Genomic DNA, 21,902 nt, shown 5'->3' on the forward strand with positions numbered 1-21,902 from the left:
AAGAACATGCCGTCGTCCTCATGTCCCTTCATCCTGGAGATATACAGCGTTTGTGCTGTATGTTCTGCCTGAGCAGGCTTATCTGCCGCCCGCGGCCAATTGGCTTGCTTTGGCGCGAGGATGGGCCGGTAGCTCAGGTGGTTAGAGCGCACGCCTGATAAGCGTGAGGTCGCAAGTTCAACTCTTGCTCGGCCCACCATCCTTATCTTGGGGCCTTAGCTCAGCTGGGAGAGCGGTTGCTTTGCAAGCATCAGGTCATCGGTTCGATCCCGATAGGCTCCACCACCTTTTTGAAGGTGGCTTTTCCAAGATACTCCAGAGATGAAGCGAAACAGTTCCGGTCTTCGGACCGGTTAGCGGGATTTGCCCGCAGATCTTTGACATTGTGAATGGGTTTTTTAATCGATGCCGTGGCGCGTCGTATTTGCCGGACGTCGGCAAATACATACGACGTGTCATTATATCTGGCTGAGATAATCGTCCGCACCTAGCACGGTGACGCCTCTATGCAGGGCTGTCATTGATGGTGTGGATTCTCAAGCGTGAGGTAAGAGCATTTGGTGGATGCCTTGGCATGTACAGGCGAAGAAGGACGTGGCACGCTGCGATAAGCGTCGGGGAGCTGTGAGCAAGCTTTGATCCGACGATTTCCGAATGGGGAAACCCACCTTCACCATTTCTCTCAGATGTTGCTTCGGCAGCTTTTGAGTGAGGTGGATAAGGTATCACCTTAGTGAATATATAGCTTTGGTGAAGCGAACCCGGGGAACTGAAACATCTAAGTACCCGGAGGAAAAGACATCAACCGAGATTCCGTTAGTAGTGGCGAGCGAACGCGGACCAGGCCAGTGCCTCATCTTCAGTTAGCAGAACACTTTGGAAAGAGTGGCCATAGCGGGTGACAGCCCCGTATGCGAAAACGATGGATGAGGACTCGAGTAGGGCGGGACACGTGAAATCCTGTCTGAACATGGGGGGACCACCCTCCAAGCCTAAATACTCGTACATGACCGATAGCGAACACAGTACCGTGAGGGAAAGGTGAAAAGCACCCCGATGAGGGGAGTGAAACAGTACCTGAAACCGAATGCTTACAAGCAGTAGGAGCCTCTTTAGGGGGTGACTGCGTACCTCTTGCATAATGGGTCAGTGACTTAATGTACCATGCGAGCTTAAGCCGTTAGGTGTAGGCGCAGCGAAAGCGAGTCTGAATAGGGCGACTGAGTATGGTGTATTAGACCCGAAACCCGGCGATCTAGGCATGACCAGGTTGAAGGTGCGGTAACACGCACTGGAGGACCGAACCGGTGAATGTTGAAAAATTCTCGGATGAGTTGTGTTTAGGGGTGAAAGGCCAATCAAGCCGGGAAATAGCTGGTTCTCCGCGAAATCTATTGAGGTAGAGCGTCGGATATTTGCCGTTGGGGGTAGAGCACTGGATGGTTGCGGGGGTCGCGAGATCTACCAATACTAACCAAACTCCGAATACCAACGAGTCTAGTCCGGCAGACAGACGGCGGGTGCTAAGGTCCGTCGTCAAAAGGGAAACAGCCCTAACCTACAGCTAAGGTCCCCAAGTCATCACTAAGTGGGAAAGCATGTGGGAATCCCAAAACAACCAGGAGGTTGGCTTAGAAGCAGCCATCCTTTAAAGAAAGCGTAACAGCTCACTGGTCTAAATAAGGGTTCCTGCGGCGAAAATGTAACGGGGCTAAAGTGATGCACCGAAGCTTAGGGTTCAGAACTTGTTCTGAGCGGTAGCGGAGCGTTCCGTAAGCGAGTGAAGCGGGAGGGTAACCGACCGTGGACGTATCGGAAGTGCGAATGCTGACATGAGTAGCGATAAAGAGGGTGAGATGCCCTCTCGCCGAAAGACCAAGGGTTCCTGCTTAAAGCTAATCTGAGCAGGGTGAGCCGGCCCCTAAGACGAGCCCGAAGGGGGTAGTCGATGGGAACCACGTTAATATTCGTGGGCCTGGTGGTGTGTGACGGATCTCGTGTATTGTACAACCTTATTGGATTGGTTGTGCTTTGAAGAGGTTCCAGGAAATAGCCCCACCGTATAGACCGTACCCGAAACCGACACAGGTGGTCAGGTAGAGTATACCAAGGCGCTTGAGAGAAGTATCCTGAAGGAACTCGGCAAATTGCCTCCGTACCTTCGGAAGAAGGAGGCCCCATATATGCGCAAGCACTTGTGGGGGGCACAGGCCAGGGGGTAGCGACTGTTTAGCAAAAACACAGGACTCTGCTAAGTCGGCTTCAAGACGACGTATAGGGTCTGACGCCTGCCCGGTGCCGGAAGGTTAAGAGGAGGAGTGCAAGCTCCGAATTGAAGCCCCGGTAAACGGCGGCCGTAACTATAACGGTCCTAAGGTAGCGAAATTCCTTGTCGGGTAAGTTCCGACCTGCACGAATGGCGTAACGACTTCCCCACTGTCTCCAGGATATGCTCAGCGAAATTGAATTCTCCGTGAAGATGCGGAGTACCCGCGGTTAGACGGAAAGACCCCGTGCACCTTTACTGCAGCTTCAGAGTGGCATTAGGATAGAATTGTGTAGCATAGGTGGGAGGCTTTGAAGCACCGGCGCCAGCTGGTGTGGAGCCATAGGTGAAATACCACCCTGTTATGTTCTGATGTCTAACCTCGCACCGTTATCCGGTGCAGGGACCCTCTGTGGCGGGTAGTTTGACTGGGGCGGTCGCCTCCTAAAGAGTAACGGAGGCGCGCGATGGTAGGCTCAGGCCGGTTGGAAACCGGCTGCAAGAGTGCAATGGCATAAGCCTGCCTGACTGCGAGATTGACGAATTGAGCAGAGACGAAAGTCGGTCATAGTGATCCGGTGGTCCCTCGTGGAAGGGCCATCGCTCAACGGATAAAAGGTACGCCGGGGATAACAGGCTGATGATTCCCAAGAGCTCATATCGACGGAATCGTTTGGCACCTCGATGTCGGCTCATCACATCCTGGGGCTGGAGCAGGTCCCAAGGGTTTGGCTGTTCGCCAATTAAAGTGGTACGTGAGCTGGGTTCAGAACGTCGCGAGACAGTTTGGTCCCTATCTGCCGTGGGCGTCGATACTTGAGAGGAGTTGACCCTAGTACGAGAGGACCGGGTTGAACATGCCTCTGGTGTACCTGTCGTGGCGCCAGCCGCGCAGCAGGGTAGCTATGCATGGACGGGATAACCGCTGAAAGCATCTAAGCGGGAAGCCTCCCTCAAGATTAGGTATCTTCGAGTCGTGATAGACCATCACGTTGATAGGCCGGGTGTGGAAGTGCGGTAACGCATGGAGCTAACCGGTCCTAATAACTCTGTTCATGCTTGATGAATCCCACCATCAATGACAGCCCTGCCAACCCGTGAGACACAGTCTCACAAACCGGGAAAAGCAGCGCCAGTCTTGATGATCGGACGATCATCCAGCCAGATATTCAGCTCCGACAAGGAGCAGCACGGGAACCATCGATTAAAAAACAGCACGCCGTCTCCATTGCTTGGTGACCATAGCGTCAGTGACCCACCCGATCCCATCTCGAACTCGGCCGTGAAACCTGTCAGCGCCAATGGTACTGTGGCTCAAGCCCCGGAAGAGTAGGACGTCGCCAGGCATTGAAGCCGGCGTGCTTAAAAAAAACCCATCACAATGACAAAGGGCTAACGCCCTCAAGCAGGGCCCCAAAAGGGCCCTGTTCGCGTTCATCAAGAACGCAACACAACGGTGACGCGGGGTGGAGCAGCCCGGTAGCTCGTCAGGCTCATAACCTGAAGGTCGTAGGTTCAAATCCTGCCCCCGCAACCACATCCAGTCCTGATCCGACCGTCCCGCACCGTCCGGCGACGTCCACGGGCGACCATTTTTCCAAGCATATCAAATATTTTTGACCATCCCGGCGGGCCGTCATGCGTCCCGCTGCGTCCCGTTCAATGCACCCAGAGCCATTTGAATTGGGGGTATTTTTGGGGGTAGCATTTGGGCCGATACCCCCAGATGGACACGGCCCATGGCGCTCACGGAACTCGAGGTCAAATACGCGGCAAAGCGCGGCAAGCCTTACAAGCTCGCCGATGGCGGCGGATTGCATGTTCTCGTCCATCCCAATGGTTCCAAGCTGTGGCGCATGAAGTACCGCTTCGCCGGCAAGGAAAAGCTTCTCAGCTTCGGTCAATACCCCGACGTGTCGCTGACCGCGGCCCGTGCCAAACGACACGAAGCACGCCAACTGCTGGCGCTGGGAAAAGACCCCGCCAAGATCCAGCAGGCCAAAGACGAGGCGGAGGCCCGTACCTTTGAGATCGTCGCGCGTCAGTGGCACGCTCGCCGCGTGGATAGTCTCAATCCCGCCCATGCGAAGCGTCTGCTGGCGCGATTGGAACGCGACGCATTTCCGGCGATCGGATCCACTCCCATGGCCGGTGTGAAGGCGCCCGAGATACTGGCGGCGATCAAGGCCGTCGAGGCGCGCGGCGCATTGGACGTGAGCAGGCGCGTACTCCAGTCGATTGGCCAGATCTTCCATTATGCGATTGCCGAAGGGTTTGTTGAGCACGATCCCTCCGCGCATCTGACAGGTGCGCTCAAGGCGCGTCCCAAAGTGCAGCACATGGCGCGGCTCCCACTGCAGCAACTTCCCGAACTCGTGCACGCCATTCAAAACTATGACGGGGAAGAGGATCCCCGGCGCCGCGAGATTACGCGAGAGGCGATGCTGTTCACGCTGCTGACCTGGTGCCGGACCAGCGAGACACGCTTTGCGGCCTGGCACGAGTTCGAGAACCTCGACGGCGCGAACCCGCTCTGGCGCATCTCCGGCGAGCGCATGAAGATGCAGCGCGAGCATATCGTCCCGCTCTCGCGTCAGGTCGTGTTGCTCCTCCGGCGCCGCCTGCGCGCGACCAACGGCGAAGGGCTGGTGTTTCCGGGAACCAAACCGAGTAGTCCCATCTCGCAAAACACCATGATCTACGCCTGCTACCGGATGGGCTATCGCGGCCGGCAGACGGTGCACGGCTTTCGCGGCATGGCCTCGACCTGGGCCAACGAGAAGGAGATCTACAATTCCGACTGGATCGAGATGGCGCTCGCGCATTCGGAAGACGACGACATTCGCGGTGCCTACAACAGTGCGCTCTATCTGACGCCGCGTCGCCGCATGCTCCAGGACTGGGCGGATACCATAGGGCGCAGTGGAGATGCGGCGATCGAGAAGCGAGCGTCTGCTTATGACAAGGTCGAAACGGACGCCGCTGCAGAACCAGAGGAAGGAAACGTCATCCGATTTCCTTCAAAGCTATAAACACCTTTAGAGTAGAGACTGTCCATCACAGCAACGGGCTCCATCTCGATCGCTTAAACTTCGCCACCGATCCCCGGAAGCCGCCATCACATTGGTGCAGAGTGCAATGACTGCGTCGGTGGTCGATCCGGCACCTTGAAATGGGATTCGATTGTGTCCAGCCGCAGATTCTTGCGCATCGTCTTGCGTGAGAGCCCGGGCCATGATCTCACTGGGCGAACCCATGCAGCTTCGATGGCGTTGTGTTTTGCGGACTCAGTCCTTCTTTACGAAAGGCGCAATAGCAGTCAGGAGTTTCCCGAGGGTCTCGGCCGAGCGTTCGAGTTCTGCTTTTTGCTCAGTATTGGGGGCGCTATTTCGATCAATCTCTGCGAGACCACAAACAAGCTTCGAGTACGAAGTCTGATCCGGTAGTTCAGATCCGATAACCACGGCAGCGATCCTGGCTTCTGCCGAAGTCAGTTCATTATGATAGTATTTGATCTCGGTAAGGCTGTATTTGTAGAGTCCGAGGAAGAAAAATGCAAAAATCTCAATTGAAAGGACGAGCGAGATGCGTGGTGCAAAACTGTATAGAAACTGAGATATCGTGACGTTGGCGTAGTTGGCCGTAAATACAAACACGCCTAGGGTCGTAATTCCAATAATGGTGGCCACAATGCCAATCGAGAGGTTGAGATTGCCTCTAAATTCAAGCGCCTCGATCTCTCTGCGCATTCTGTTGACCGATTGTTCCATTAAATCGGTGTATCGCTTGGCGCGATCATCGGCCAGAACGCGCTGGCTTATCCGGGCCAACAGTTCGGTATGTGCCAGATCATCGATCTGATTCTCAATCGCCTCTCGAACCTTATCCTTGTCGACCTTGCGAAGATCGTTGCCGAGACGTGCAGCGAGACGTTGAAAAGAAATAATTTTCTTTGTGTCGCCGCCAAACGGCAGGATGCTATCCGGGAAAGCCGAAGATCGTCTTCTTGTTTTGTTCAGATAAGTCAGCGTGGCCATAAACAGCGTGGCGGATGCGGCGGCGAACAGTGCAAGTAATTTGGCATCATGGGTTTGGGTAAAATTTTCAAAATCCGATTTGTTCAGGCTGGACGTGGAACCAATCAGTGCAATCAAAGCCGCGGATAGACCCATCGTTGCGGGTACTACCGACATCACTAGGTGTTTCAGTTCTTTGAGATAGTGTTTCTTCAAGAGCTTCAGTTCGACCTTACCCGCAGACACCTTCTATCCCCCTATGATTAAGGGGGGGTAATGCAAAGTATGGACGGAATGTTCAAGGCGATATCGAAGGCGCAATTCGACCGAGCGACGTCGCCCTAACGATAATAATTTGTGAGATTAAGTGCAAAACGAGGTCGAGTTCGCACGGTAGATTGTGCTGTGAACGGTCTAATCGATCTATTTATCTATTAATCGATTGAGTATGGGACTACTTCCCGCCGAAAGCTATCGATGGAGATGTCTTTTCCGTTAGGAGGAAATGCTCTCTGGTCGCAATTATGCCGGCTACAAGTTCGGCATGAAGCTCCGATAGGTGTGGCGGGGTGGCTCAGGTTTATTTCGTCCGCGTAAACGAACTCTGCAGCGAAGTCGACTTCACACCCTAATGCAACGGCGTAGCGACGAGGGCGCTCCGCGTAGCTGCCGGTCGGCTTCACAAGACCTTTCGCCATGGAAACGTAGCGGACGCCATCTGGCATCTCCGCGAGCTGAATATGAATTCTATCAGGCACCGCGGCAGCCTCATGGACTACCCAAAGGGGGCAAGCGCCGCCGAAACGCGCAAATCGAAGGCGCGTAGCCGAGTGCCGTTTTGTGATGTTGCCGGCCAGGTCGACGCGGCAGAAATAAACTGGCGTGCCGCGTGCGTTTGGGCGCTGGAGTGTGGAAAGCCGGTGACAAACTTGCTCGAAGGTCACATTGAAAAGGTGTCGGAGCCTATCAACGTCATGCCGCATGTCGCGCGCCATCGAACGAAATTGCTCGTATGGCATCAGGATCGAACCCGCCATGTAATTGGTTAGGCCAATAGATAGAAGATTCCGAGCGGTTTTGGAGCGGACGTCTGCGTTACTTGAAATCGTCGCGATGTCTTCGTTGAAGTGCGTGCTGCTGATGTGCCAAGCTAGGTGGAACCTAAGACTGTCGTTCGCTTTTGCCGTATTTATCGTGAGTGTACTTTGTTGTTCGTCGAATAATCGAACAGGCCCTTTGTCTGAAAAAATGAGCGAGATATTTTTATCATTGAGCCACGATACCAAGTTTTGGGTTGATGGTGACAGAGTATCATTTGCCAATTCGTGAGAGAAAGCCTCTGCTAGGCGATCTAAATCATCGACATAATTGTTGATGTTGTGAAACCAGTCGCGGACCTCCTCCCATGGTAGCCTGCCTCCAGCCAGATTGTCTGCGCCCAGAGCCTCGTCGAGCATCTCGAGGCGCTGGGAATTGTCTCGATTCACGCGTGCAAGCTGGATGAATGACTCTGCAAAGCTTGGGAATTGTTCCACGATCTTGCGAACTTGTGCGGAGGATTGCGGATCCCGTGAGTGCGTGTCCGACATTGCGTCCTCGAAGGCGCGAAGAAGTTCGGCGCTTTGATCGACGGGGACGTCCTGCCACTCCACCGGAAAATTGCTCCGCAAGCGGTCGAAGATTGCGGGGGTCAGCGGGCGATCGTCGCTTTCGAGCTGCGACAGATATGATGCGCTGATGCCAATAGCTTTGGCTAGATCGGCTTGTTTCATCCCGCGAGCAGCACGCAGGCTCCTCAGCGTGGTTCCTGCGAAGGTGCGGCGCAATGTCATTCTGCGTGTGTAGTTTGCAAACCTCTAGTTTGCAAATTTGCAGATTTGCATTGGACAGCGATCCATTGGCCGCGCAGTTAGGCCGGAATCGGGTTTGTATGGATAGTGGATATGTCAGCCAATATCGCCGAAATGGAGAAGCGCCGCGCCGCAGCAAAGCTGGGTGGTGGTGAGAAGCGCATTGCCGCGCAGCACGCCAAGGGCAAGCTGACCGCGCGCGAACGCCTCGATATCCTGCTGGACGAAGACAGCTTTGAAGAGTTCGACCTTTACGTCGAGCATGACTGCACCGATTTCGGCATGGAGAGCCAGAAGATCCCGGGCGACGGCGTCGTTACCGGATCGGGCACCATCAACGGCCGCCTTGTCTATGTGTTCAGCCAGGACTTCACGGTGTTCGGCGGCTCGCTCTCGCATCGTCACGCGCAGAAGATCTGCAAGCTGATGGACAACGCGATGAAGGTTGGCGCGCCGGTGATCGGCCTCAACGATTCCGGCGGCGCGCGCATTCAGGAAGGCGTGGCTTCGCTCGGCGGCTATGCCGAAGTGTTCCAGCGCAACGTGCTCGCCTCGGGCGTGGTGCCGCAGCTTTCGCTGATCATGGGCCCCTGCGCAGGTGGCGCGGTCTATTCGCCGGCGATGACGGACTTCATCTTCATGGTGAAGGACAGCTCCTACATGTTCGTCACCGGGCCGGACGTGGTGAAGACCGTCACCAACGAAGTCGTCACGCAGGAAGAACTGGGCGGCGCGATCACGCACTCCAGCAAGACCTCGGTGTCCGACCTCGCGCTGGAGAACGATATTGAGGCGCTGCTGGCCGCGCGCGATTTCTTCGACTTCCTGCCGCTCAACAACCGTGAGGAAGTGCCCGAGCGTCCTTGCGCCGATCCGTGGGACCGTGCCGAGGAAAGCCTCGACACCGTGATCCCGCCTTCGGCCAACCAGCCTTATGACATGCATGAGGTGATCCGGAAGACGCTCGACGAGGGCGATTTCTTCGAGGTTCAGCCGCTGCATGCCGGGAACATCATCGTCGGTTTCGGCCGGATCGAGGGCAAGACCGTGGGCGTCGTCGCCAACCAGCCGATGGTGCTGGCGGGCGTGCTGGACATCAACTCGTCCAAGAAGGCCGCGCGTTTCGTGCGCTTCTGCGATGCCTTCAACATCCCGATCATCACTTTCGTGGACGTTCCGGGCTTCCTGCCGGGCACCGATCAGGAACACAACGGCATCATCAAGCACGGCGCCAAGCTGCTGTTCGCCTATGCCGAGGCGACCGTGCCGAAGATTACCGTGATCACCCGCAAGGCCTATGGCGGCGCTTACGACGTCATGGCGTCCAAGCACCTGCGCGGCGATCTCAACTATGCCTGGCCGACCGCCGAAATCGCGGTGATGGGCGCCAAGGGCGCGGTGGAGATCATCTTCCGCGGCCTCTCGCCCGAGGGCATTGCCGAGAAGACCAAGGAATACGAAGACCGCTTCGCCAACCCCTTCGTGGCGGCAAGCCGGGGTTATATCGATGAGGTTATCTACCCGCACTCGACCCGCAAGCGCATCGCGCTGGGGCTGCGCAAGCTGCGGACCAAGAGCCTCGAAAATCCCTGGAAAAAGCACGACAACATTCCGCTTTGATAGCGTCACGGATCGCGGCGCATCGCCTTTGGGCGAGCACCGCGATCCACCCCAGCCGCGAAAGACGGCACGCATCGAAAAACCAGATTGGGAAGTCAGGTCATGGAAGACATCTACATCGTCAGCGGCGTACGCACGGCAGTTGGTGATTTCGGCGGCTCGCTGAAGTCGTTCATGCCCTCCGATCTCGGCGGCAAGGTCGTGACCGAGGCGCTGGCCCGCGCGGGCGTTTCGCCTGAGGACGTCGGCCATATCGTCATCGGCCAGGTCATGCCGACCAGCGCCAAGGACGAGATGCTCAGCCGCGTTATCGGCCTTAACGCGGGCGTGCCGTTCGAAGTGCCTTCGATGACGCTCAACCGTCTTTGCGGATCGGGCGTGCAGGCGATCGTTTCGGCCGCGCAGATGATGAAGCTGGGCGAGGCGGGGATCACCGTCGCGGGCGGCGCAGAATCGATGTCGAACGTGCCCTATCACGACCACGGCGTGCGCTGGGGAAAGAAGATGGGCGACAATACGCAGGAAGACGCACTGACCGTCGGCCTGTCGGACGCCATCGGCGGCTACCACATGGGCATCACCGCCGAGAACGTGGCGGAGCGCCACTGCATCTCGCGCGAGGATATGGACACCGTCGCTGCGACCAGCCACCAGCGCGCCGCCAAGGCTATCGCGGAAGGCCGCTTCAAGGAGCAGATCCTTCCGGTCGAAGTGAAGACCCGCAAGGGCGTCACCGTCTTCGATACCGATGAACATGTTCGCGCGGACACCACGGTCGAGACGCTCGGCGCGATGCGTCCGGCGTTCAAGAAGGACGGCACGGTTACGGCGGGCAATGCCTCGGGCATCAACGACGGCGCTGCCGCCGTGGTGCTGGCTACGGCTTCGGAAGTCGAGAAGCGCGGCTTGAAGCCGATGGCCAAGATCGTTGCCTGGGGCCACGCCGGCGTTGAGCCTGCCTACATGGGCGAAGGTCCGATCAAGGCGGTGCCGGTGGCACTGAAGCGCGCCGGACTGTCGCTCGACCAGATCGACGTGATCGAGAGCAACGAGGCTTTTGCCGCGCAGGCTGCCGCCGTTTCCAAGGTGCTGGGCTTCGATCCGGAGAAGGTGAACCCCAACGGTTCGGGCGTTTCCATCGGCCACCCGGTCGGCGCGACCGGTACGATGCTCGCCATCAAGTGCATGTACGAGCTGAAGCGCACGGGCGGGAAGTACGGCCTTGTCACCATGTGCATCGGCGGCGGGCAGGGCATCGCTCTCGTGCTTGAGAACATGGCCTGAGCCTGTGACGGAGGCGTTGCTCTTCCTTGCTGTCCTGACGGTGTTCTGTTGGCTGACGGTATGGGAAATGCGACGCTTCGGCCGGTTGAGGCTGCAGATTGGACGGAGCGGGGTAGAACATTGGCTGACAGAAAACGAACGGCCGAAGCTGTTTCGAGCGGTGCTGGTCTTGATGTCAGCTCTGCCGGTCCTCGTTGGAAGTATGATGCTAATGTCCCAACTGAAGGTTTTTGCTAAATGAAGCTGGGTCGTCTCAACCATATCGGCGTCGCCACGCCGGATCTCGACGCCTCGATCGCGTTCTATCGCGACGTGATGGGCGCCACCGATATTACCGAGCCGTTCGTGCTGGAAAGCCAGCAAGTGCGGGTCTGCTTCGTCAACACACCCGGTGAAGACGGCACAGCAGGCACGCAGATCGAGCTGCTTCAGCCCACTACGCCGGATTCGGCCGTGGGCAAGTGGCTGGAGAAGAACCCGCTCGGGGGCCAGCACCACATCTGCTACGAAGTGCCGGACATTCACGCCGCCAAGGCGTGGTTCGAAGGCCTTGGCAAGCGGGTGCTGGGTGAGCCGCGCATGGGCGCGCATGGGACGCTGATCTTCTTCGTCCACCCCAAGGACATGGGCGGTCAGCTCACCGAGATCATGGAAACGCCCAAAGAGGCGCATTGAATAGAAGCCGTCGCCCAAGCTCCACCGTCATCCTGAACTCGTTTCAGGATCCATTTCGCCTCCGGGCGACGACGGTGAGAGGGCGAGGAATGGATCCTGAAACGAGTTCAGGATGACGAAGCTGCAAGGGTAGTGCGATGACCGAGGGACCGAACATCAACGACTGGAAGGCAGCCGCCGACAAGGAGGTCAAGGGCAAGGACCTGACCTGGAACACGCCCGAGGGTATCGCGGTAAAGCCGCTCTACACTGCCGAGGACGTGACCGTCGATCCCGGCCTTCCCGGCTTCGCGCCGTTCACGCGCGGTGTGCGCGCCTCGATGTATGCCGGCCGTCCCTGGACCATCCGCCAGTACGCGGGCTTCTCCACTGCCGAGGAATCGAACGCCTTCTATCGCCGCAACCTTGCGGCAGGTCAGAAGGGCCTTTCGGTCGCCTTCGATCTTGCCACCCATCGTGGTTACGACAGCGATCATCCGCGCGTCGTGGGTGACGTGGGCAAGGCCGGCGTCGCCATCGATTCCGTCGAGGATATGAAGATCCTGTTCGACGGTATTCCGCTCGACAAGATGTCGGTCTCGATGACGATGAACGGCGCGGTGATTCCGATCCTGGCCTTCTTCATCGTTGCCGGCGAAGAGCAGGGCGTCGATCGCAAGCTGCTCGACGGGACCATCCAGAACGACATCCTCAAGGAGTTCATGGTCCGCAACACCTACATCTACCCGCCAGAGCCTTCGATGCGGATCATCTCGGACATCTTCGGCTACACCAGCCGCGAGATGCCGAAGTTCAACTCGATCTCGATTTCCGGCTATCACATGCAGGAAGCCGGCGCGACGCAGGTGCAGGAACTGGCCTTCACCATCGCCGACGGCGCGGAATACGTGAAGTACGGCGTGGCATCGGGCCTCGATATCGACAAATTCGCGGGCCGCCTGTCGTTCTTCTTCGCCATTGGTATGAACTTCTTCATGGAAGTGGCCAAGCTGCGCGCCGCGCGCGTGCTGTGGCACCGGGTGATGACGGAGCTTGGCGCCAAGGACGAACGGTCGAAGATGCTGCGCACGCACTGCCAGACTTCGGGGGTTTCGCTGCAGGAGCAGGATCCCTACAACAACGTCATCCGCACCACGATCGAGGCGATGGCCTCGATGCTGGGCGGCACCCAGTCGCTGCACACCAACGCGCTGGACGAGGCGATTGCGCTGCCGACCGACTTCTCGGCCCGCATCGCCCGCAACACGCAAATCATCATCCAGGAAGAGACCGGCATGTGCAATGTCGTCGATCCTTTGGGTGGGTCCTATTACATCGAATCGCTGACGCAGCAGCTGGTCGACCAGGCCTGGGAGATCATCGAGCGCGTGCAGGCCGAAGGCGGCATGGCCAAGGCTGTCGCCGCTGGCTGGCCCAAGGCGATGATCGAGACCGCTGCCGCCGCCCGTCAGGCCCGTGTGGACCGGGGCGACGATGTGATCGTCGGCGTCAACAAGTACCGCCTTGCCAGCGAAGACCTGCTGGAAACGCTGGAAGTGGACAACGCCAAGGTCCGCGAAGGCCAGATCGCCCGCATCAACAAGATGAAGGCTGACCGTGACGAGGCTGCCTGCCAGGCCGCGCTCAAGGCCCTGCGCGACGGTGCCGCCGCGCCTGCCAGCATCGAGAACAACCTGCTCGCGCTCGCCGTCGAATGCGCACGCGCCCGTGCGACGCTGGGCGAGATCAGCTCGGCCATGGAAGACAGCTTCCAGCGCTATGGCACTCAGCCGACCCCGGTGAAGGGCGTCTATGCCGCGCCTTACGAGGGCGACAGCCGCTGGCAGCAGGTGCTGGATGGCGTGCAGGCGGTGGAGCGTCGCCTTGGCCGCAAGCCCAAGGTGCTGGTCGCCAAGATGGGTCAGGACGGTCATGATCGCGGTGCGAACGTGATCGCCTCCGCTTTCGGGGACATGGGCTTCGACGTCGTTTCCGGCCCGCTGTTCCAAACTCCGGAAGAAACCGTGGTGCTGGCGCTGGAGAGCGCGGTCGACGTGGTCGGCGCGTCCTCGCTGGCCGCCGGTCACAAGACGCTGATCCCCGAACTGATCCAGAAACTGCGCGCAGCCGGCCGCAGCGACATCAAGGTGATCGCCGGCGGCGTCATCCCGCCGCAGGACTATGAATTCCTGCGCAATGCCGGCGTTCAGGGCATCTACGGCCCCGGTACGAACGTGGTTGAGAGTGCTGCCGACGTACTGCGCCTGCTTGGCCACAACATGCCGCCGCTCGGTTCTTCGCTGGAAGTAGCATGAACGATCCAACAGCAGGAGAGTTTGCAGAAAATCTCCGCAAACCATTCGGTACGAATACCTGGAAAACGGATATCTGATGTTCAAGAAAATCCTCATCGCAAACCGGGGCGAGATTGCCTGCCGCGTGATCAAGACCGCGCGCCGCATGGGCATTCAGACGGTGGCCGTCTATTCGGACGCCGATGCCCGCGCACCGTTCGTGCAGATGGCCGATGAGGCCGTCCACATCGGCCCCGCGCCTGCCGCGCAGTCGTACCTGATTGCCGATAAGATCATCCAGGCCTGCAAGCAGACCGGCGCCGAAGCCGTCCATCCGGGCTATGGCTTCCTGTCCGAGCGTACCTCCTTCGCAGAGGCGCTGGCCGCAGAAGGCATCGAGTTCATCGGCCCTCCCGTTGGCGCTATCGCCGCGATGGGTGACAAGATCGAGTCCAAGAAGCTTGCCAAGCAGGCCGGCGTCAATGTCGTGCCCGGCTTCGTCGGCGAGATCGAGGACACCGAGCACGCCGTGCGCATCTCGAACGAGATCGGCTATCCGGTGATGATGAAGGCCTCGGCCGGCGGCGGCGGCAAGGGCATGCGCCTTGCCTACGACGAAAAGGACGTGCGCGAGGGCTTCGAGAGCGTGAAGCGCGAGGGCCTGAACTCCTTCGGCGACGACCGCGTCTTCATCGAGAAGTTCATCCTCAACCCGCGCCATATCGAGATCCAGATCCTGGGCGATAAGCACGGCAACATCCTCTACCTGAACGAGCGCGAATGCTCGATCCAGCGTCGCCACCAGAAGGTGGTCGAGGAAGCGCCGTCGCCCTTCGTCACCGAAAAGATGCGCAAGGCCATGGGCGAGCAGTGCGTCGCCTTGTCGCGCGCGGTGGGCTACTATTCGGCCGGTACGGTGGAACTGATCGTCTCGGGCGCCGATCCGACGGGCGAGAGCTTCTACTTCCTGGAAATGAACACCCGCCTTCAGGTCGAACACCCGGTCACCGAAGCGATCACCGGTGTCGATCTGGTCGAGCAGATGATCCGCGTCGCCGCCGGCGAAAAGCTGGAGATGACGCAGGCCGACGTGAAGATCGACGGCTGGGCCATCGAAAACCGCGTCTATGCCGAAGACCCCTATCGCGGCTTCCTGCCCTCGACCGGTCGCCTCGTGCGCTATCAGCCGCCGGTTGATGGCTGGGACGACGACGGCTCCGCAAACGGCCGCCGCGGGATCGACGGCGTGCGTGTCGATGACGGCGTCTATGAAGGCGGCGAAGTCTCGATGTTCTACGACCCGATGATCGCCAAGCTGATCACCTGGGGCGAGACCCGCGACGAAGCGGCGGACAAGCAGGTTGCCGCGCTCGACCTGTTCGAGATCGAGGGCCTTGGCCACAACATCGATTTCGTCTCGGCCATCATGCAGCACCCGCGCTTCCGCTCGGGCGAGCTGACCACGGGCTTCATCGCCGAGGAATATCCCGAAGGCTTCACCGGCGCGCCTGCGTCGGAAGAACTAAAGGGCAAGCTGGCTGCCGTTGCCGCCTTCGTCGCTACCGCGCGGGCAGACCGTGCGCGCCGGGTCGACGGGCAGCTCGCTTCGCGCCGTCTGGCGCCGCCGTCGGAATGGACCGTCCTCGTTGACAAGGCGCCGTACGAAGTCGTCATCGACGATGAGGACGTGACGGTGAACGGCATCTCCGTCGATCTCGCGATGGAATATACGCCGGGTGATCGCCTGATCGATGCCGAGATCGACGGCGAGGCCATCGGCATCCGTGTCGCGCCGACCCGCACGGGCCTGAAGATGACCACGCGCGGGGCGATCCACGACGTGCTGATCCTCCCGAGCCACATCGCCTCGCTCAACAAGCACATGATCGAAAAGATCCCGCCGGATCTCTCGAAGTACCTGATCTGCCCGATGCCGGGCCTGCTCGTCGCGCTCCACGTGGGCGAGGGTGACAAGGTTGAGGCTGGACAGCCGCTTGCCGTTGTCGAGGCGATGAAGATGGAAAACATCCTGCGCGCCGAGAAATCGGGCGTGGTGAAGGCGGTCAACGCCAAGGCAGGCGAAAGCCTTGCAGTGGACGCGATCATTCTGGAAATGGAGTGAGTTCGATGAAGATCCTCGTCCCCGTTAAGCGGGTGATCGATTACAACGTGAAGCCGCGCGTAAAGGCGGACGGCACGGGCGTTGACCTGGCCAACGTCAAGATGAGCATGAATCCGTTCGACGAGATCGCGGTCGAAGAAGCTATCCGCATCAAGGAAGCGGGCAAGGCTGAAGAGATCGTGGCCGTCTCGGTCGGCCCGGCCAAGGCGCAGGATACGCTGCGCACCGCACTCGCCATGGGTGCAGATCGTGCGATCCTCATCGAGACCGATGCCGAAGTCGAGCCGCTGGCCGTCGCCAAGATCCTCAAGGCGATCGTTGCCGAAGAGAATCCGGGCCTCGTGATCCTCGGCAAGCAGGCGATCGACGACGATTCGAACCAGACCGGCCAGATGCTCGCAGCCCTCACCGGCCGCCCGCAGGGCACGTTTGCCAGCAAGGTCGAGATCGACGGTGATCACGTTGCCGTGACCCGCGAAGTCGATGGCGGTCTGGAGACCGTGAAGCTTTCGCTGCCCGCGATCGTCACCACCGACCTGCGCCTCAACGAGCCGCGCTATGCTTCGCTGCCGAACATCATGAAGGCGAAGAAGAAGCCGCTCGATGTGAAGACCGCCGCCGATTACGGCGTCGACATCGCTCCGCGCCTCAAGACCCTCAAGGTCTCGGAGCCGCCCGTGCGCTCGGCCGGGGTCAAGGTTGCCGACGTCGATGCGCTGGTAGCCAAGCTCAAGGAACTGGGAGTCGCCTAATGAAGACGCTCGTTTGGGTCGAACACGACAACGCGTCGGTCAAGGACGCAACGCTCCACACCGTCACTGCTGCCGCCAAGCTGGGTGAAGTTCACCTGCTGGTCGCAGGCGCTGGCTGCCGTGCCGCTGCCGAGGCTGCCGCGAAGATCGCCGGCGTCGCCAAGGTCCACGTGGCCGACAACGCCGCCTACGAACATGCGCTGGCCGAAAACGTCGCGCCGCTGATCGTGGAACTGATGGGCCACCACGACGCGTTCCTGGCGCCCGCCACCACCACCGGCAAGAACGTCGCCCCGCGCGTTGCCGCGCTGCTCGACGTGATGCAGCTGTCGGACATCCTCTCGGTCGAAGGCGAGAAGACCTTCACCCGTCCGATCTACGCCGGCAACGCCATCGCCACCGTCGAATCGAGCGATGCCAAGCTGGTGATCACCGTGCGCGGCACGGCCTTCGAGAAGGCCGCTGCCGAGGGCGGTTCGGCTGCCATCGAAGACGTCGCAGGTGCCGGTGACGCCGGCCTTTCGAGCTTCGTGGGTGCCGAACTCGCGAAGTCCGAACGTCCGGAACTGACCAGCGCCAAGGTGATCGTCTCGGGCGGCCGCGCGCTGAAGGATTCGGAGACGTTCGAACAGTACATCATGCCGCTCGCCGACAAGCTCGGCGCTGCCGTCGGCGCCTCGCGCGCTGCGGTGGACGCGGGCTATGTGCCGAACGACTATCAAGTCGGCCAGACCGGCAAGATCGTGGCTCCCGAAGTCTACATCGCCGTCGGCATCTCGGGCGCGATCCAGCACCTTGCGGGCATGAAGGACTCCAAGACCATCATCGCCATCAACAAGGACGAGGACGCCCCGATCTTCCAGGTCGCCGACGTCGGCCTCGTGGCGGATCTGTTCAGCGCCGTGCCGGAACTGACCAAGTCCGTTTGAAATGTTCGCCTCCGCTGTCAGGGCGCTCAGGCGCCCTATCCGAAGGAAGGTTGCGGTATATGGAGGTTCGCCGCAAGGTGACCAGGAATAGAGTTATAGCGTTTCAAGGCCCCTTGCTTTGAAACGCGGGCGCCGGGCGGGTCGGAGGAGGGCCTGCTCGGCGCATGACATCGAAGACCGGATTGGTTCCATCGACGAGCGGAACAATTCGGCTGACGAGGAGGCCGAACATGGGCATTGCGGATCGAGGCGATTTGCCGATGTGCGCACCTCACACGGCGTCTCATTTCCGCATTGAACGCGAAATCGAAATCAATGGCATTTTTGCGGACATCCGCCATTTCGGTTGGAATGAGGGCAGTCGCGCTCTGTACGAGCCGAATTCATACTACCTTGATTTTTCGCTCGGCCCGCGTTGCCCAAACTCGCGATTTTTCAGGACCGCCAACGAATTAGCCGATCCTCCGGGAAACGTCGTGTTTCTCCCAAAGGGCGGCGAATTTGCGACGTGGAGTGAGCCTGGCGAACATAGCCTTCTTTGCCTGACGTTCGCTAACGAGCGCGCCGAGGAACTGTTCGAAGATGAACAGCTTGCTGATCTGGCTCCTTGTCTCGATGTTCAGAGCGTGTCGATAAGGCAGGGCCTAGCCCGGTTGGCGAATGAATTGCGGCATCCGGGATTCGGTCAGGCTATTCTGCTAGAGAGCATGGCGCTCCTCCTTGTGGTCGAGCTGTGCCGCCATTTCCAGAAATCGGGATCTCCACGGGATGCCGGATCCGGACAAATGCCGGTTTGGCGATTGCAGCGAGTGAGAGACAGGATCGAAGCGGACTTGGGCACCGACCTCTCGGTATCCTGCCTCGCCGCCGAAATTCGCACCAGTCCGAGACATCTCATCCGTACCTTTCGCGCGACCACGGGAGAGACGTTAACCGGCTATATCGCCAAGCGCCGTATCGCCCGGGCTCAGGAGCAACTTCGCGACGATGCGATGATGATCAAGGTTATCGCCGGTAATTGCGGTTTTCAGAGCCCGGCCGCTTTTTCGGCGGCTTTCCGGCGGGCAACCGGCCTGACGCCACGCGAATATCGCGAGCGCTCAATCAGTTGCACACCGTCATTCGACATGACCTCCTGACAATAGTTTGGCGCGAACGCGGCACCGTTCTTCGTTGTCGTGAGCCCCAATGGAGAGCCAGAATTCGTCATCGAAACAGGACGGATTCGCATCATGACTACGTACCTCGACCGCCTCATCGAAGACCCGACAAGCTTTCATGATGCGCCCTATGATCTGGCATTTACGCTTGAGCAGGAGGAAATTGACAGGCTCCATCTTGCGGGCGCGCGCAAGCGCTTCGCACAGCTCCGGCCGGGTCTTTCCGTTCTCGACCGGTTGGCCCGAGAACAGGGGATCGAGACGATCGAAACGATCGATGACCTGGCGCCGCTGTTATTCCCACACACCGTCTATAAGTCCTACCCGATAAGCTATCTTGAGCGAGGCCGCTTCGACAAGCTGACCAAGTGGCTTTCGGGCCTTACGACGAGCGATATCTCTCATGTCGATGCGTCGGGAATAGAGACTATCGATGACTGGATCGATCTGCTGGATGCCGCGACCGACCTGACCGTGCAGCATACTTCGGGCACCACCGGCAAGCTAAGCTTCGTACCGCGCAGCAAGGCGCAGTGGCGAGAGACCATTATCCACTCCGCGATAATCATCCGCGATTGGTGGCCGGAGCGCGGCCCGGACATCCTGAAGGACGGAATGCCGATCATCATCCCGGGCTATCGCTACGGGGCGGCTGCGACGCAGCGAGGGAATGGCATCCAAATCGAACTCTATGCCAAGGGTGAGGAAAATGCCCTTTTTCTCTATCCAGAATCCCGCTTCAGCGCGGATATTGCTTCGCTCGGTGGGCGGCTGAGGGCCGCTGAGGCGAGGGGCGAGGCTGGTGCCCTCGCTATTTCTCCTGCGCTGGCGGAACGCCGGGAGGCTCTGCTCGAGCTCGAACGCCGAAGACCGGAAGACCTCAAACATTTCTTTGCCGAGGCGCAGCGTCGTTTCGGCGGCAAGGATGTCTATGCCACGGCTATGTGGGCAATCCTTTACGATTGGGCGGAAGAGGGGCTGAAACGTGGTCTCACGAACGTTTTCGGTAAAGGCAGCGTGTTGCTGACCGGAGGGGGAAACAAGGGCAAGGAGCTTCCGGACAATTGGCGCGAGCGCGTGCTCGAATTCCTTGGATTCGACACGATCTACGAAATGTATGCCACCTCGGAATTGATGGGGCTGTGCATGATGTGCGAGCAGGGCCACTATCACATCCCACCGATCCAAATCCCGTTTCTGCTCGATCCGGCCACGGGTAAGCCCCTGCCGCGCAAGGATGGCCAGACCGGACGATACGCTTCGTTTGACCTGATGCCCAATACCTATTGGGCGGGGCTTGTCACGGGCGACGAAATCACGCTCTCAGGCTGGCAGACGCCCTGTTCCTGCGGCCGTACTGGGGTGCACATCATCCCGCCGGTTCGCCGTTACAGCGAGAAGGAGGGCGGCGATGACCGCGTAGTCTGCGCCGGCGCACCCGAAGCTCATGACAGGGCGCTGGAATTCCTTGCCGAACTATCGATGTGAGAAAGCTGATGAACGATGACTTCCGCGTTCCTCTCATTATCCGAGGGCAAATCATCGATGATGGTGATGTCCTCTATGGTGGACGCCGGGGAGGCGTATCCTTTCGTGCCCCGGATTTGGCAAAATACGTAGCGGACTTGCCGCTACGCACGCCGTCGGCGATGGCCGATCTCTATTCGCTGCGGTTCGAAGAAATCCTCGATTTCCTGGTCGCGCTGGGTGAACGATTGGACATCGGACGGAACCGCCATCTTCAGCAGGCATTTCGTCTGTCCTGCCTGACGTCTGGACTGTCCGAAAGCATCCTGCGCCGCCACTTCCAGCATATGGGCGCGACGTTTGATCGCGGGGAGATGCGACGAATGATGGAGCGTTCGTGCGGCGTCGATTATCTGGAAGGCTGGGTTGACCAAGGACCGAGCATTTTCCCTGGCCTTTCCGCGCGCACGCGCGCTTTCGGGGCACGAGCTGTCCATGTCATAGCCGGCAATGCACCTATCGTGTCGATATTGACAGTAATCCGCAACGCGTTGACGCGATCTGATGCGATTATAAAGTTGCCGTCGAACGATCCGCTGACGGCAGCGGCGATCGTCCGGACTATGGCCGAGATGGCGCCGGAGCATCCATTGTCCAGACACATATCCGTCGCCTATTGGAAAGGCGGCGATGAGCTGGTTGAACCGGTGATCTATGATCCGCGGGGCATCGAGAAAATCGTTGCCTGGGGCGGTTTCGATTCAGTGAAGCACATCACGCGCTACCTCCAGCCAGGCATCGATCTCATAACGCAGGACCCCAAGCTCTCCGGAACGATCATCGGAAGGGAAGCCTTTGCCGACGACGCAACCATGAAACAGGTGGCGCGTCGCCTCGCTCTGGATATTGGCGCACAGAACCAGGAGGGCTGCGTTTCGGCGCGCGTCATCTACGTCGAAAGCGGGACAGATGATGTCGGACTGCGCAACGCCAACCGCCTGGGCGAACTCACCTTCGAGGCTCTCCAGCGATTGCCCGATCATCTCAGTACGCCTCACAAGGCATTCGACACAGCACTCAAGTCGGAAATTGATGGCGTTCGCCTTAACGATGAAGAGTACCGGGTTTTCGGCGGGCGATCTAATGAAGGCGCGGTGATCGTCAGCCAGGATGACTACCCAGTTGATTTCTCTCGGACACTGGCATGCCGCGTGGGCAATATCGTCCCGGTCGATACCACGGATACTGCGATCAATTCCGTGAACGCCTACACTCAGACGATTGGGATTTTCCCGGAAAGTCTCAAAGAGGCGCTGCGCGATCGCTTGGCTTATCAGGGAGTTCAACGGATCGTGTCGTTGGGGGGCGCTGCGACCATGCAGCATAACATGGAGCGGCAGGATGCGATCGAGCCGGTCCGCCGGATGGTGAAGTGGGTGACCGAGGAACATGCACCGGGTGAACTCTTGGCCTCGTTGGCGGATTGAA

Annotated in this window: 13 protein-coding genes, 3 tRNA genes and 2 rRNA genes; 16 read left to right on the forward strand and 2 right to left on the reverse strand. The window is 59.2% G+C overall.

Going from position 1 to position 21,902, the window contains the following annotated elements; all coding sequences use genetic code 11:
• The first annotated feature begins 122 nt into the window (after window positions 1-122).
• The 6 genes from WBP07_RS26865 to WBP07_RS26890 all read left to right on the forward strand — a co-directional run bounded on the left by WBP07_RS26865 (window position 123) and on the right by WBP07_RS26890 (window position 5,298).
• Window positions 123-199 (forward strand) — tRNA-Ile (locus WBP07_RS26865).
• A 10-nt stretch (window positions 200-209) separates the two neighbouring features.
• Window positions 210-285: transfer RNA gene (locus tag WBP07_RS26870), tRNA-Ala, on the forward strand.
• Between the two features lie 252 nt (window positions 286-537).
• A 23S ribosomal RNA gene (locus tag WBP07_RS26875) occupies window positions 538-3,330 on the forward strand.
• A gap of 167 nt (window positions 3,331-3,497) precedes the next feature.
• Window positions 3,498-3,612: ribosomal RNA gene (rrf, locus tag WBP07_RS26880) — 5S ribosomal RNA — on the forward strand.
• Between the two features lie 114 nt (window positions 3,613-3,726).
• A tRNA-Met gene (locus WBP07_RS26885) sits at window positions 3,727-3,803 on the forward strand.
• 202 nt (window positions 3,804-4,005) lie between these two features.
• Complete coding sequence (locus tag WBP07_RS26890) at window positions 4,006-5,298, forward strand: tyrosine-type recombinase/integrase (RefSeq protein WP_395335337.1); 1,293 nt, start codon at window positions 4,006-4,008, stop codon at window positions 5,296-5,298.
• A 255-nt stretch (window positions 5,299-5,553) separates the two neighbouring features.
• Here WBP07_RS26890 and WBP07_RS26895 read toward each other — a convergent pair whose 3' ends face one another.
• Both WBP07_RS26895 and WBP07_RS26900 read right to left on the reverse strand, forming a co-directional pair.
• Window positions 5,554-6,528 (reverse strand): hypothetical protein, encoded by a 975-nt coding sequence (locus WBP07_RS26895; RefSeq protein ID WP_395335334.1) that lies wholly within the window; start codon window positions 6,526-6,528, stop codon window positions 5,554-5,556.
• Window positions 6,529-6,716: 188 nt separating this feature from the next.
• Window positions 6,717-8,114, reverse strand: a complete 1,398-nt coding sequence (locus WBP07_RS26900; RefSeq protein ID WP_395335331.1) for a short-chain fatty acyl-CoA regulator family protein — start codon at window positions 8,112-8,114, stop codon at window positions 6,717-6,719.
• Window positions 8,115-8,225: 111 nt separating this feature from the next.
• Between WBP07_RS26900 and WBP07_RS26905 the strand changes: the two genes are divergently transcribed.
• The 10 genes from WBP07_RS26905 (at window position 8,226) to WBP07_RS26950 (ending at window position 21,901) form a co-directional block, all read left to right on the forward strand.
• Entirely contained in the window at window positions 8,226-9,752 is a 1,527-nt protein-coding gene (locus WBP07_RS26905; protein ID WP_132385597.1) for an acyl-CoA carboxylase subunit beta, read from the forward strand.
• A gap of 102 nt (window positions 9,753-9,854) precedes the next feature.
• The gene (gene bktB / locus WBP07_RS26910; RefSeq protein ID WP_395335328.1) at window positions 9,855-11,036 is read left to right on the forward strand and encodes a beta-ketothiolase BktB; all 1,182 of its coding nucleotides are present in this window, start codon (window positions 9,855-9,857) and stop codon (window positions 11,034-11,036) included.
• A gap of 237 nt (window positions 11,037-11,273) precedes the next feature.
• Window positions 11,274-11,711 (forward strand): methylmalonyl-CoA epimerase, encoded by a 438-nt coding sequence (gene mce, locus WBP07_RS26915; protein WP_132385595.1) that lies wholly within the window; start codon window positions 11,274-11,276, stop codon window positions 11,709-11,711.
• A gap of 137 nt (window positions 11,712-11,848) precedes the next feature.
• Window positions 11,849-14,005, forward strand: coding sequence for a methylmalonyl-CoA mutase (gene scpA / locus WBP07_RS26920; RefSeq protein ID WP_395335326.1), 2,157 nt, complete (start codon window positions 11,849-11,851; stop codon window positions 14,003-14,005).
• A gap of 76 nt (window positions 14,006-14,081) precedes the next feature.
• Window positions 14,082-16,106 (forward strand): biotin carboxylase N-terminal domain-containing protein, encoded by a 2,025-nt coding sequence (locus WBP07_RS26925; protein ID WP_395335323.1) that lies wholly within the window; start codon window positions 14,082-14,084, stop codon window positions 16,104-16,106.
• 5 nt (window positions 16,107-16,111) lie between these two features.
• Window positions 16,112-16,858, forward strand: a complete 747-nt coding sequence (locus tag WBP07_RS26930; protein WP_395335321.1) for an electron transfer flavoprotein subunit beta/FixA family protein — start codon at window positions 16,112-16,114, stop codon at window positions 16,856-16,858.
• Window positions 16,858-17,787 (forward strand): electron transfer flavoprotein subunit alpha/FixB family protein, encoded by a 930-nt coding sequence (locus tag WBP07_RS26935; protein ID WP_395335319.1) that lies wholly within the window; start codon window positions 16,858-16,860, stop codon window positions 17,785-17,787. The genes WBP07_RS26930 and WBP07_RS26935 overlap by 1 nt, the downstream gene beginning before the upstream one ends.
• 230 nt (window positions 17,788-18,017) lie before the next feature.
• Window positions 18,018-18,926, forward strand: a complete 909-nt coding sequence (locus WBP07_RS26940) for a helix-turn-helix domain-containing protein (RefSeq protein WP_395335316.1) — start codon at window positions 18,018-18,020, stop codon at window positions 18,924-18,926.
• Window positions 18,927-18,965: 39 nt separating this feature from the next.
• A complete protein-coding gene (locus WBP07_RS26945) occupies window positions 18,966-20,435 on the forward strand; it encodes a hypothetical protein (RefSeq protein ID WP_395398138.1) in 1,470 nt (489 codons plus the stop codon).
• A gap of 8 nt (window positions 20,436-20,443) precedes the next feature.
• Window positions 20,444-21,901, forward strand: coding sequence for an acyl-CoA reductase (locus WBP07_RS26950; protein ID WP_395335312.1), 1,458 nt, complete (start codon window positions 20,444-20,446; stop codon window positions 21,899-21,901).
• The last annotated feature ends 1 nt before the right edge of the window (window position 21,902 follow it).

The organism is Novosphingobium oxfordense (assembly GCF_044029435.1).
Taxonomy (GTDB): Bacteria; Pseudomonadota; Alphaproteobacteria; order Sphingomonadales; family Sphingomonadaceae; genus Novosphingobium.